Below are 13,846 nucleotides of genomic sequence, written 5' to 3'. Positions count from 1 at the left end.
CGTCAGGGGAACGCGGCCGCAGCCTAGGGCCCCAAATTGGCGTTGGCACCTACCGGATCTTGTAGTCGACACGCGTGAGTCTGCATGGCACCCGCAACCAATGGGCGCTTGGACTTTGGTTTGGTGCTCTCCTCATGAAAGCCGACTTGGCCCTCGCCGGGCTGCGGATTCCTATGGCGCTCAAGCGGTAACATCGATTGTGCAAGAACCAATGCAGACACATGTTACCGTTTCCACGAGACCTGCGTCATTTTCACAGCCGCTGGAGGGCAGTCGTCAAGCGCTCAAAGGCGGACGAAGGACATCTTGTCGCCAAACACCGCCAAGCCGATGGTGCTCGAGCAGCTGATCGCCACATCAAGGACTCGGCGTCGGCTCAAAGGCACAAATCAGTTGCCTAAGGTCATCGCAGTTGTCGGATTCGACGGCGGTATTGAGGTCATGCACGTACCGGCAAAACACGCGGCCTGATCACCTCGTCACCTAGATCCCGAACAGCTCTTCTTATTGAGCCGTCAATTCAACGGAGATTGCTTAATGATTATTGATAACGAAGAGGAAGTACCACCGGCTCTTTCAACCGGTGCGACGCATATGCTCATCGAGCTATGGGGAGCGAAAAACCTCGACGATCCGGACCTTGCGGAAGACGCCATCCGAAAAGCCATCCATGCGGCGAGTGCGACATTACTCCACCTTCATGTTCATAAGTTTTGTCCGGGCCACGGCGTCTCGGCAATAGCGTTGTTGGCTGAATCGCACATGACCTTACATACTTGGCCTGAGAGGTCCTACGCAGCCGTTGATGTATTCGTATGTGGCGACAGCAATCCTGCGAGCGCCGTGCCAGTTCTAGTTGAGGCCTTTCAGCCCGAACGGTCGGACGTTCGCAGCTTCCGGAGAGGTGTGTCAATCAAGCCAACCGGTTGAAGCAGATGGTCGATTCCTTGGGTGAGGACATCGAGCTCGCTGCCTCAATCAAAAAAATATCAAAGCTCGACCGCGGGGCTTCCTCACATATGCTTATTTGTTGGCCGTCAATATCGACCATCATTAAAGATTGCACGGACTTATGGCGCAACTCCTGCCCGATAGTAGCCCCCCTCTCCCACAACTAGCACTTGCTTCGGCGCGGATGCGCCTTGGCAATGGCCATTGCCGTTTTGGATCTTCAATCGAGCGCCCTCAGCTCAGCCGCACCGCCTTCGAGCCGAGACTCAGCTCTTTGAGCTGCTTGTTCCGCACGGATCTGGCCTGGGGCACGGTGGTCGGTCGCGAGCACCACATAGACCGCCGGCAGCACGAACAGTGTGAACAGCGTGCCGATCGACATGCCGGCGACAACCACGAGCCCGATCGAGAAGCGGCTGGCCGCCCCGGCGCCGGTCGCGGTCAGAAGCGGGATCAGGCCGGTGACCATCGCGGCCGTCGTCATCAGGATCGGCCGCAGCCGGATGCGAGCCGCCATTTCGATCGCCGAGCGACGATCTAGCCCTTCGTTGACCTGGAGCTCGTTGGCGAACTCCACCATCAGGATGCCGTGCTTGGTGATCAGGCCGACCAGCGTCAGCAGGCCCACCTGGGTGTAGATGTTCATGGTGGCCACGCCGAAGAACAGCGGGATCAGCGCCCCCACGATCGCCATCGGCACCGAGATCATGATCACCAGCGGGTCGCGCAAGCTCTCGAACTGCGCCGCCAGCACCAGGAAGATGATGATCAGCGCAAAGCCGAAGGTGATCGCGAGCTGGTTGCCTTCCTGCACGTACTGCCGGCTATCGGCCAGATAGTCGTGGCTGAAGCCCTGCGGCAGCTTCTTGGCTTCGCCTTCAAGGAAGTCGACGGCCTGACCGACGGTCACGCCGGGCATCGGCACGGCCGAGAAGGTCGCCGAGTTGAGCTGGTTGTAGTGGGTCAATGAATTCGGAGCGGTCGACGTTTCGATCGACACCACCGTCGATAGCGGCACTTGCTGGCCGGTGCTGGTCGCCACGTAGTAATTGCCGAGCGCTTCCGGCGAGAGCCGCTGGGCGCGTGGTACCTGCGGGATCACCTGATAGGAACGGCCCTCCAGGTTGAAGCGATTGATGTAATTGCCGCCGCCCAGGATCGCGAGCGCGCTGCCGATGTTCTGCATGTTGATGCCGAGATCCTGGGCCTTGGCGCGGTCGACGTTCACCTTCACGGTCGGCTGGTTGAAGGCGAGATCGCTATCGGAGACGATGAACATGCCGCTCTTGCGCGCGGCGCCCTTCAGCTTCTCCATCTGCTCATAGACAGCCTGGAAGCCCGCGGTCGAATTGATCACCATCTGCACCGGCAGGCCGCCGGGTCCACCGGGCAGCGGCGGCAGGTTGAAGGCGAACGCCTGGACGCCCTCGATCTTGCTGAGCTCGGCCTGAACCAGCGGAACCAACTGGATCGAAGAGCGCTTCCGTTCATCCCACGGCTTCAGCAGCATGCCGGCGATACCGTTCTGGGGACCGTTGATGCCGTTCAACGCGAAACGCAGATCGGTCTCAGGAAAGCCTTGCAATTTCTTGTCGAGCTTGTCGCCATAGAAATCGAGATAGTCGATGTTGGCATATTTCGGCGCCTTGATCACCGCGAACACGATACCTTGATCTTCCTCGGGCGCGAGCTCTTTCGATGTTTGTATGTAGAGGAACCCGACGAGCCCAAGGATCGTCACCGCGACCAGCCCGGTGATGGCCTTATAGTCGAGCGAGCGGTCGAGCCTGCGGCCATACCAGCGCGTGACGGCGCCGAACAACTTGTTCACCAGTTTCGCAAACCGGCCCTCTTCCGTGTTCTTCAGAAGCCCCGAGCACATCATCGGCGACAGCGTCAGCGCGATGACGCCGGACACGATCACGGAGCCCGCCAGCGTGAAGGCGAATTCGCGAAACAGCGAGCCCGTCAGTCCGCCGAGGAAGCCGATCGGCGCATACACGGCGGCGAGCGTGATGGTCATCGAGACGACCGGACCGACGATTTCGCGCGCGCCTTGCAGCGACGCTTGCACCGGTGTCTCACCCTCCTCCAGATGGCGATGGACGTTCTCCACCACCACGATGGCGTCGTCGACCACGAGGCCGATCGCGAGCACCATCGCGAGCAGCGTCAGCAGGTTGAAGCTGAAGCCGAGCGCCAGCATCAGCGTACAGACGCCGATCATCGACAGGGGGATGGTGACGACCGGAATGATCACCGAGCGGAACGAGCCCAGGAACAGGAAGATCACCATAATGACGATGATCACGGCCTCGCCCAGCGTCTTCTCGACCTCATCGATCGAGGACTGAATGAACTTGGTCGAGTCGTAGGCGACCTTCATCTTCATCGACGGTGGCAGATTGCGCTCGAGCTCGGGGAACAGCGCGCGCACAGCCTTCACAAGGGTTAGCGGGTTGCCCTGCGGCGTGGCATTCACGCCGATGAAGATCGCGTGCTCGCCGTTAAAGGCTACGCTCGCATCCGTGCTCTGGGCTGCAAGCTCAACGGTGGCGATGTCCTCCATCCGCACGAAGCCGCCATCCTTGGCCTTGACGATCAACTTCCTGAACTCGTTGACGTCGGTCAGGCCTGTGTTCGTCGTGATATTCGAGAGGATGAGGTAGCCCTTGGTCTGGCCGGCCGCGGACTGGAAGTTGTTGGCGGTGATCGCGGCCGCGACATCAGCCGGGGACACGTTGTGGCCGGCCATCTTCACCGGGTCAAGCCACAACCGCATCGCAAAGGTCTGGCCGCCCAGGATATCGGCGGACGCGACGCCATCGACGGTCGACAGCACTGGCTGAACGACGCGCGTCAGATAGTCCGAGATTGCCGAGCCCGAGAGCTCCTCAGAGGAGAAGCCTATATACATCACGGCCGTGGTCTGGCCGGTGGTCTTGGTGACGACCGGATCGTTGGATTCCTTCGGGATCAGATATTTGACCGAATTCACCTTGGCGAGCACCTCGGTGAGCCCCTGGTTCGGGTCAAAGTTAAGCTTGATGTAGACCTGGATCGTCGAAGTGCCGAGCACCGAGGACGAGGTAATGTAGTCGACGCCCTCGGCGGAAGCGACCGCCTGCTCAATGGGCGTCGTGATGAATCCCTGGACCAGGTCTGCGGACGCGCCAGGATAGACGGTCGTGATGTTGATGACCGTGTTCGAAAGCTTCGGGTACTGCCGGATCGGCAGTACCATCGCCGCGCGCAGGCCAATTAGCAGGATCAGCAGACTGACGACGACCGACAGAACCGGTCGCTTGATGAAGATATCGGTAAAGGTCATCGCGGCGAACTCGATCTCTTTTGTTTCAAGAACGTGATCCGGTCAGACCGGATCACGCGAGTGCATTGTCAGTGGCGCGGCGGCTGCGCCGGGATCTGCGGGGCCGGGTCGGTCGAAATCGACACGGCCGAGCCCGATTGCAGCTTGAGCTGGCCGACGGCGACAACGTTGTCGCCCGGCTTCAGGCCTTTGACGATTTCAGCGCGAGCATCGACCCGGTTTCCGGTCTGCACGAAGGTGCGCACCGCGCTCAGGCCGGTCTTGCCGTCCTCTTCCTTCTTCTCGGTGATCAGGAGCACCGAGTCGCCGTAGAGCGTGTAGTCGACGGCTGTCTCCGGCACGGTGACCACCGCCGGCTTGTCCGGCAACACCACCGTGGTGGTCACGAACATACCGGGCTTCAGGATCTTCGCCGGATTCGCGACCGTCGCCTGCACCCGGATGTTGCGGGTGTCGGTGGCGATCTGCGGCTCGATCGTGGTGATCTTTGCGTCGAAGGTCCGGCCCCGATAAGCATCGACCTTCAGCCGGACCGGCTGGCCGACCTTGAGGTTGCCCGAATCCTTTTCCGTCACCGTGAAGTTCGCCCACAGCTCCGACAGATCGGTCAGCGAGACGATCGCGGTGCCTGCCGTGAGATACTGTCCTACTTCGACCTTGCGGACGCCGAGATCGCCGGAGAACGGAGCGCGCACCAGCTTCTGCGAGATCAGCGCTTCGGTCTTGCCGATGCCGGCCAGCGCCTGGTCATAGGCGGCCTGCGCTGAATCGACGGTCGCTTGCGGACCGAACTGGCGCGATGCCAGCTGCTTGGCGCGGTCGAGCGACAGCTGCGCGACAGTCGCCTGCGCCTTGTAGTTGGCGAGGTCGCCCTGATCCGGCATATCGAACAGCTGCACCAGCGGCGTGCCGGCCTCGACATGCGCGCCCGGCTCGAACTTGATCTCGGTGACGCGGCCGTTGACGTCGGCACTGACGTCGACTTGGTGCACGGCGGTAAGGCCGCCGACTGCGGTGAGCAGGTTCGGCACCACCTCGGACTTCGCCTCGGCTGCGCTGACCAAGGTCGGCGGCGGCTTGTTGTTGGCGAAGAACTGCTTGATCATCTGGCCACGCAAGTAGTTGAACCAGACGAGGCCACTGACCAGCGCACCGAGCAGCACGCCGACGATGATGAACCAAAGCACCGGCTGGCCCGGGCGCTTGGGCGCTTTATCAATCGGTTCGCCCGAAATCTTATGTTCGGCTACGATGTTCATGTCATGCACATCCTGCAATCGCCTGCCCCGGGCGCCGAAGCGTGGCCCAGATGCGAAGCAATTGCGGCGTCGTGACGTCCGCATCAGTCGCGTTCTGAGTCAGGTCGGAGAACATGACTTCGTCGATGCTTGAAAACTGCTTCATAATCCTTTGTCACCCTTTTTTGGCGAGGTCGCGAGAGGGAGACGCTGGCATCTTTACAGCCCAGCCTCAGCGGGCTGGCCAGACGTGAATGCTCAGACATGATTGTCTAGGCCAGTTTGAGGACCGGAAGCGATCGACCGGCTCCCTATTCGACGGTAACGGATTTGGCGAGATTCCGCGGCTGGTCGACATCCGTGCCCATCACGATGGCCGTGTGGTATGCGAGCAGTTGCACGGGGATCGCGTAGACCATCGGCGTGAAGGCGGCCGGCATGTCCGGCAGCACGATGGTGGCGAACGTATTCAGTGTCGCCTCTTCAGCGCCCTTGGCATCGGTCATGAGGACAATGTTGCCGCCGCGCGCTGCCACCTCCTGCATGTTCGAGACCGTCTTCTCGAATAATCGATCACGCGGTGCGATCACCACGACTGGCACAGTCTCGTCGATCAGCGCAATCGGCCCGTGCTTGAGCTCGCCCGCAGCATACCCCTCTGCATGGATGTAGGAGATTTCCTTTAGCTTCAGTGCGCCCTCTAGCGCGATCGGGAAGCTCGTACCGCGACCAAGGTAGATCACGTCGCGCGCTTTCGCGATGTCGCTCGCAAGCCTCTCGATCTGCGGCTCGGTGGTGAGCGCTGCCGACATCAGGCGAGGAATTTCAACCAAGCCACGCACCAAGTCGATCTCCTCATCCTCGGACAGTTCGCCGCGCGCCTTGGCGGCCGCGACTCCAAGCACGGCTAGCACTATCAGTTGGCAGGTAAAGGCCTTGGTCGAGGCAACGCCGATCTCGGGGCCGGCCAGCGTCGGCAGCACGGTTTCGCTCTCGCGAGCGATCGTCGATGTTGGTACGTTGACGACGGCGAGCGTGTGTGCCCCTTCCGCCTTGGCATAGCGGAGCGCGGCAAGCGTATCCGCCGTCTCGCCTGACTGCGAAACAAAGATCGCGAGATCACCTCTTTGCAAAGTCGATTCGCGGTAGCGGAACTCGGACGCGACATCGACTTCAACCGGCACGCGCGCAAAGCGCTCGAACCAGTATTTTGCGACGTTGCCCGCATAGCTCGCTGTGCCGCAAGCAGTGATCGTGATGCGCCGGACCTCTCTGAAGTCGAACGGCAGCTTGACCGGCAGCGCAACACGTTCGCAGGCCGGGTCGATATAGCGCGCCAGCGTCTGTCCGACCACCTCCGGCTGCTCATGGATCTCCTTGGCCATAAAGTGTCTATAATTCGCCTTGTCAACCAGGAACGACGACACACCCAATTTCAGCGTCTCGCGGTGCGCGACTGCGCCTTTGGAATCGTAGATGACGCTGATCTTGCGGGTAAACACGGCCCAGTCCCCATCTTCAAGATAAGTGATGGCATCGGTGAACGGGGCGAGCGCAATGGCATCCGAACCGATATACACTTCGTCATTGCCATAGCCGATCGCGAGCGGGGATCCCTTCCGGGCAGCGATCATGAGATCGCAGTGCTCCTTGAACAGAAATACCAGGGCAAACGTACCGCGCAGTCGCGGTAGGGATTCTTTCACTGCTTTTTGGGGCGAGTAGCGCATCTTCAGATAGGATTCGACCAGATGCGCCACCACCTCGGTGTCAGTGTCGGACACAAATCTAGCGCCATTCTGCTCAAGTTCGGCGCGCAACTCACGAAAATTCTCGATGATTCCGTTATGGACGACCGCGACATTGTCCGTCGTATGCGGATGCGCGTTGGACTCCGTGGGCTTACCATGAGTGGCCCAGCGGGTATGACCAATACCAGTGTGACCCGGTAGCGGATTGCGACGTAGGCTGGCCTCAAGATTCTTCAGCTTGCCCTCGGCGCGCCGGCGCTCAAGATGATTGCCGTCGAGCGTTGCAACTCCCGCTGAATCGTAGCCGCGATATTCCAGCCGAGTGAGCGCTTCGATCAGCCGCTCAGCAACGGGTTCGCGCCCCAAAATGCCTACAATCCCACACATGCGGGTCAACATCCCCCAATTTCAAGAATAATGCTTTCAGAACAGCTACGCTCTTCTCGAGACCTTCGATTGAAGGCGCTCAGATTGCTGTGGATCTGGGTCGTTCGGATTCTGCGGGGCAGAACAAGCTTCGCCAGCCGAAGCGCGGTTTTGGCGAGCACGATCGAATGCCAGCATGTCGCGGCAGCAGGAGGCGGTAAGGCGCGAGCGCATGGTGAACAGAGCGCCATCGCGTGTGCAGCCTCTTCTTCCGACAAGGAAACAACATCGTAGTCGCGGTATGGCCGACGCGTGGACACATCACGCAAGTTGCCACTCAAACATCGATGACACTCGATGCAGATCGACGACCCGCGGGGAGTCCAGCTATCTGTCGGCATAAACTTCATCATCGCCGGCTGGATTGAGAGCCAAGCATGATGGCCCTGCCCCCTTCTCAAGAGATTCGTAAAGCGGATAGCTGGATAGAGGATTATCCATCTCGAAGCGTCGCTCGCACATGGCACACAAAAAGAACCCCGGCCGCCTTGGGTGACCTGGCAGAAGTCAGTCTCGGAGGACGACGCTATTACATTCCGTCGGTTTCCGTCGACAGTGGTAGGCCCCACCGACCGAGTAACCGCCCAAGCACCTGGCCGGACTGAAAATGCGCTTGAGTTGATGCTCGGCAAGCACCGAAATATTCCCTCGGCTCTAGGCAAAGATTGAGCACCATTCTGATTGGCCGAAGGCTTTTCTCCAAACCGAGACGTTTTCTTATGCGGGATCTTCTAGGATTGGTAAAATCGATTATGTTGATGGGCCGCATCTACACTATGGATAGCTGTCAAAATGCGGCTCATGTCACGTTATCAATGGCGACTTCGCGGTTTCGAGATCGCCGACCTCCGTGCGAGCCAGGTAAGGCCGCGAATCAATCAAAGAGGTTTTTAAGTTCGGTATGGCGGGCTTCGTTCAAGGTGTTGTGCGGCTTCGCCCTGTTAATTGCGATGATTGCACAATGTCCCTCACGGGCCTGCCTCCCATGTTCATGCAGAGTGAGCCTTCTTATGTGGCGTCGTACATCATCAGGTCACTGCCAAAAACGGATATTGCATGTTCCTGGCGAAGCCGTTGATCAGTTTACGGACGCTCGATATCGGGCGACTTCCGTCGTAGTCGAGCCCGCCTAATCAAAATCCACGGATCGTCATGAATTCCGATGGGCCGGCACGATCTGCGCGCAGACGGTTGATCGGATGTTCCGGGTCCATGTAGCCGAGAGCCATGCCGCAAAAGAGCATCAGATGGGAAGGCAGCCCGATGAATTCCGCGACGGTCTTGTGCCAGAGCGCCCACGCCTCTTGCGGGCAGGTACTCAATCCCTTCTCCAAAGCGAGCAACATAATAGATTGCATGTACATGCCAAGATCGGCCCATTGCCCAGGCTGCATCTGGCGATCGATGGCGAAAAACAGGCCGACAGGCGCACCAAAAAAGGTAAAGTTCTTTGCAAGCTGATTGAGACGTGCAGGTTTGTCTTCGCGCGGAACCCCGATGGTGCGATAGAGATCTTCGCCATTCTTGAATCGCCGAGTTCTATAGGGCTCCTTCAGTTCTGGCGGATAGATCTTGTATTCTGGCTGTTCGCCCATCGGGTTGATCTTGATCCGCTCGGCCATCAACGCCTTGAAGCGTGCGAGCTCTTGGCCGCCAAGCGCCCAGACATGCCACGGCTGTAGATTTCCGCCGGAGGGTGAGCGGCTGGCCGTGAGCAGGATCTCTTGGACAGTCTCCATAGGGACCGGGAAGTCCAAGAATGCCCGCACAGAGGTCCTCGAGTTCAGCGCGTCTGACACTTTCATGAGGATTTCTCCGAAGACCTAATCGAGGAGAATCGTCAGCCGATCCTGACGACCATCTTTCCTAGGGCCGAGCGGGTCGTCATTGCTTTGAACGCATCGTGGAATTCCTCGAATGCAAAGACCTTTCCTACGACCGGAACCAGTGTCTTCTTGCTCAACCAACCGAATAGCTGGGCGATGACTTGATCTCGCACATCCGGTTCACGACGACCAATCTGCGCCAGGTCGACGCCCAACAGCGCCCCTCCTTTTAGAAGAGGCAGATTGAACCGCAGCGCTGGAATAATTCCGGAAGCAAAGCCGATCACAAGGTGCCGGCCATTCCAGGCGATCGAACGGAATGCCTGCAGGCTCAGATCTCCTCCGACGGGATCGTAGATCACATCCGCGCCGTGACCGCCGGTCAGTCCCTTGAGTTCGTCACGCCACCCTTCATGCGTATAATCCACGCCCGCATCTGCCCCATATTTAATCGCAAATTGTCGCTTCTCCTCAGTCGAAGCGGCCGCAATGACGCGGGCGCCCAACAACTTTCCAACCTGAACAGCCGCTATTCCCACCCCGCCGGCGGCCCCCAGAACCAAAAGTGTCTCGCCGCCCTGTAGCTTTGCCCGGGCGCTAAGCGCGTACAGCGCCGTGAGGTAATTGGCGAAGAACGAGGCGCCGACCTCTGGCGCTATGCCCTTTGGCGTAACGAAAAGATCTTGGGCCTGTGCGCAGATATACTCGGCAAGGCCACCATTTCTGACCATGCCGATGACGGGCGTACCGGGTGCGAGGCCCCCAACATCTGCGGCCGGCTCGTCGACGATGCCCGCAAACTCCGACCCGGGCGTAAATGGCAAAGGATCTTTTGTCTGGTACAAGCCCTGCACCTTCAGGCCATCCACGAAGCCGACAGACGCTGCCTGGATTCGAACGCGGACCATTCCCGTTGACAAGTCCGGCTTAGCCACATCCTTGATGACAATATTTTCGATACAATCAAACTTTTCGACCAACACTGCTTTCATGGCATCCTCCTGAGCGCGCCGGCCCACCGGGGGTTCAGTCGTCGAGTCACTTCTAATAGCTCCGATAATCTAGAGCGCTCTCGAGATCACTTCCTTCATCATCTCGCTCGTCCCGCCGTAAATGCGCTGCACGCGTGCGTCGGCGTACATGCGTGCAATGAGATACTCGTTCATAAAGCCGGAGCCACCATGCAGTTGCAAGCACTCGTCGATGACCTTGCCCTGCTGCTCTGACGCCCAGAGTTTAGCCATCGACGCCGTGGCTGCATCGAGTGTGCCAGAAACCAATGCTTCGACACACTGGTCGACGAAGCAGCGCGTGACCTTTGTGATCGTCGCCAACTCGGCCAGCCTGTATTTGGTGTTCTGGAATTCAGCGATCGGCATCCCGAAAGCCCAGCGTTCCCGGACGAAAGCAAGCGTGGCTTCAAGAGCGCCCTCCATTGCCGCAACCGCCATCACGCCGATAATGGTCCGCTCATAAGGCAGGTCCGACATCAATTGATAGAAACCACGCCCTTCCACTCCACCAAGCAGATTTGTGGCCGGCACCACGACCTCGTCGAAGAACAGCTCGCAGGTATCCTGCCCCTTAAGGCCAATCTTATCGAGCACGCGGCCGACCCTAAAGCCGGGAGCTTTCGCGGTCTCGACCAAAATGATCGACATTCCGCTGGCGCGCTCGGTCGGATTTGTTTTCACGACTACGAGCACTAAACCTGCAAGGAGGCCGTTGGAGATGAAGGTCTTGGAACCGTTGATCACATAGCTATCGGCGCGCCTTTCCGCACGGGTACGAATGGATTGCAGATCCGAGCCCGCACCCGGCTCGGTCATCGCGATGGCTCCGACCAACTCTCCACGCGCCAGGCGCGGCAAATATTCCCGTTTTTGCTCCTCCGTCCCGTGATTCAGCAGATAGTGGGCCACGATCGTGTGGACAGACGGATTCATTCCCGTCAGGCCGCGGCGTGCCATAGCGTCGTAAAAAATCGCTTCGTTCCGAAAATCACCCCCGCCGCCGCCATATTCGGTCGGAATGTCCGAACACAGAAGCCCAAGTGCCCCGGCTTTCAGCCAGAGTTCGTGCCCGACATTGCCTCGTTTGCGCGCCTCTTCATCCAGCGGCGCCATTTCCTTGTCGATGAAGCGGGACACGGTGTCTCGATACATCTCGAGGTCAGACTCAAGCCAGGAGGGTCGATAGTTGATCATGCGTCTTACTCATCGTTTCTACGAACGCAACAATTGCGCTCGCTGCCGCTTGAATTCGAAACAGTTCCCGGCGATGTGCGATCGGATGGCCCGCTGCAGGGTGTCCGGAGTTCTTTTTGTCCGAACTCTGGCGATTGCAGCCCGCCACGCATGCCTTTCGACACAGTCAAAGTTCAAATGCTGGGTCGGAGGCATGCGCCGCGGTTCTCTGCGACGGATTTAGTCCGCCGCATCCCCGTTGATCACATCTCCGAACAGCTCCCACTTTTCGCCGCTAAAGCGCATCAGCTGAAGTTGGCTGATCGGAGCAAAGTCAGTCGGCGACGTGTTCGCGTAGATCCCCGGCAACAGCGCCTCGGTGCGCCATTCCTTCAGGTTCGCAGCCTGCTTCATGACGTTCTCGCGCGTGAGATCGTCACCGCACTGCTTCAAGGTTTGCGCCAGCGTCTCCGCAAGTGCGTAGCCGGTGATCAGCAATATGTCGCGTTTGTTGCCTTCTGGATAGTATTTGCTCAGAAAGCTCTGAAACTCCTTCATGCCGGGATCATTGTCCCACTGCGGATCCGCCGGATCCTTCAAGTAAGTGGCAGAAATGATGCCTTGCGCGTTCTCGAAGCCGGCAGGCTTGATCACACTGCCGACCGACGCCGAAACGTTGCTGAGGATATGCAGCGGCTTCCAGTCGACTTCAGCGATCTTCCTGATTGCCTGAGCCGCAAATTTGGGAGAGCTGATGTTGACCAGCGTGTCGGCGCCCGTCGCCTTGAGCTTGACGATATGACTGTCAATCGTCGGCTCCGAAGTTTCGTAGCTTTCCTCGGCGACGATCTTCGCACCGAGCCTGTCCTTGAGGCCCTTCAGGTAATCCTTTCCAAGATCGTCATTTTGGAAGAAGACCGCGACTTTGGCGTTCGGCTTTTCCTTCAAGATATACTTAGCGTAAGCGTGCGCCTCGCTCTGGTAGGACGGTTGCCAACCCGTGGTCCAGGGGAAGCTCTTGGGGTCGTTGAATTTGGTAGCGCCGGAGGCGACGAAGAGCTGCGGGATCTTTTTTGAATTCAGGTATTTCTGGATGGCTGTGTTGTTCGCCGTGCCGAGCGGATCAAACATGAGCAGCACTTCATCGCCCTCCACCAGCTTACGCGTCTGCTCGACAGCCTTGGGAGGCGAGTACGCGTCGTCATAGCTAGTGAAGTTGATCTTGCGTCCGTTGATGCCCCCCTTATCGTTGATCATCTTGAAGTATGCGGCCTGCACTTGGCCGATGACGCCGTAGGCGGATCCCGGACCACTGTAAGGCATGAGATTGCCGACTTTGATCTCTGTGTCGGACGCACCCGTATCGTATTTCTTCTGGGCTAGCGCCGTACCCGAGGCGAGCGCGATTGCCGCTGTCGCCAGGGCAGTCGCCCCTAAAATCCTTGCAAACATGTCATCTCTCCCTGTGGGGTTTCACTTCTATTTTGCTTTGACGTTCTACGCTTGGCTCTTGATCGCGACCTGCCAGCGTGTCTGGAAGGTCATCCCAACGCTTCAATGATGGTCACGTTGGCGATGCCTCCGCCCTCACACATCGTCTGAAGGCCATATCGCTTGCCTCGAGCCCTGAGAGCATGGACCAGGGTTGACAGGAGCTTGGTACCCGAGGCTCCGAGCGGATGACCGAGTGCAATCGCGCCGCCGTTGACATTGAGCTTTGCGGGGTCGGCCTCGATCGCCTGAAGCCAGGCCAGCGGCACCGGTGCGAAAGCCTCGTTGACTTCGTAGAGGTCAATATCGCCGATCTTCATTCCGGCCTTTGAAAGGGCCCGACGGGTTGCGCTGATCGGCTCTTCAAGCATAATGACGGGGTCGCCGGCGGTCACCGTGAGGCCAACGATACGCGCGATCGGCTTCAGATTGTGGTCCTTGAGGGCCTTTTCGCTGACGACCAGTGCAGCAGAGGCGCCGTCGCAGATCTGGCTCGCGTTGGCTGCACTGACGACGCCGTTCTCCTTCAGAAGCTTGACCGAGCCGATCGACTCCAGCGAAGCGTCGAATCGAATTCCTTCATCGACGATGTGCTCTCCCCCTTCGATCTTGAGCGGAACGATCTCGCTCTTGAAGGCTCCGGATT

General features: G+C 58.9%; 10 protein-coding genes. 1 reads left to right on the top strand and 9 read right to left on the bottom strand.

The window, feature by feature from the left end; all coding sequences use genetic code 11:
- Positions 1-537: 537 nt before the first annotated feature.
- Positions 538-930 (top strand): adenosylmethionine decarboxylase, encoded by a 393-nt coding sequence (gene speD, locus RAD15_RS37780; RefSeq protein ID WP_027544451.1) that lies wholly within the window; start codon positions 538-540, stop codon positions 928-930.
- A 241-nt stretch (positions 931-1,171) separates the two neighbouring features.
- Here the strand turns inward: speD and RAD15_RS37775 are convergent, their stop codons facing one another.
- The 9 genes from RAD15_RS37775 to RAD15_RS37735 form a co-directional block, all read right to left on the bottom strand.
- On the bottom strand, positions 1,172-4,282 hold the full coding sequence (locus tag RAD15_RS37775) for a multidrug efflux RND transporter permease subunit (RefSeq protein ID WP_458183798.1): 3,111 nt from the start codon (positions 4,280-4,282) through the stop codon (positions 1,172-1,174).
- Positions 4,283-4,350: 68 nt separating this feature from the next.
- Positions 4,351-5,541: an efflux RND transporter periplasmic adaptor subunit gene (locus RAD15_RS37770; protein WP_458183797.1), complete on the bottom strand. Its 1,191-nt coding sequence runs from the start codon at positions 5,539-5,541 to the stop codon at positions 4,351-4,353.
- Position 5,542: 1 nt separating this feature from the next.
- A complete protein-coding gene (locus RAD15_RS37765) occupies positions 5,543-5,686 on the bottom strand; it encodes a hypothetical protein (protein ID WP_458183796.1) in 144 nt (47 codons plus the stop codon).
- A 145-nt stretch (positions 5,687-5,831) separates the two neighbouring features.
- A complete protein-coding gene (gene glmS / locus RAD15_RS37760) occupies positions 5,832-7,658 on the bottom strand; it encodes a glutamine--fructose-6-phosphate transaminase (isomerizing) (protein WP_458183845.1) in 1,827 nt (608 codons plus the stop codon).
- 1,172 nt (positions 7,659-8,830) lie between these two features.
- A complete protein-coding gene (locus RAD15_RS37755; protein WP_458183795.1) occupies positions 8,831-9,502 on the bottom strand; it encodes a nitroreductase in 672 nt (223 codons plus the stop codon).
- Positions 9,503-9,537: 35 nt separating this feature from the next.
- Entirely contained in the window at positions 9,538-10,515 is a 978-nt protein-coding gene (locus RAD15_RS37750) for an NADPH:quinone oxidoreductase family protein (protein WP_458183794.1), read from the bottom strand.
- Positions 10,516-10,584: 69 nt separating this feature from the next.
- Positions 10,585-11,730 carry an acyl-CoA dehydrogenase family protein gene (locus tag RAD15_RS37745; protein ID WP_458183793.1) on the bottom strand — a complete coding sequence of 382 codons (1,146 nt, stop codon included), beginning with the start codon at positions 11,728-11,730 and terminating at the stop codon, positions 10,585-10,587.
- Between the two features lie 219 nt (positions 11,731-11,949).
- On the bottom strand, positions 11,950-13,161 hold the full coding sequence (locus RAD15_RS37740) for an ABC transporter substrate-binding protein (RefSeq protein ID WP_234684970.1): 1,212 nt from the start codon (positions 13,159-13,161) through the stop codon (positions 11,950-11,952).
- 89 nt (positions 13,162-13,250) lie between these two features.
- Positions 13,251-13,846, bottom strand: a 596-nt coding sequence (locus RAD15_RS37735) for a thiolase family protein (protein ID WP_458183792.1), incomplete at its 5' end; no start/stop codon positions are given.

The sequence above is a fragment of the Bradyrhizobium sp. 14AA genome (genome assembly GCF_054185205.1).
Note: the sequence above shows the minus strand (reverse complement) of the source record. Positions and strands in the feature narration are given on the sequence as shown.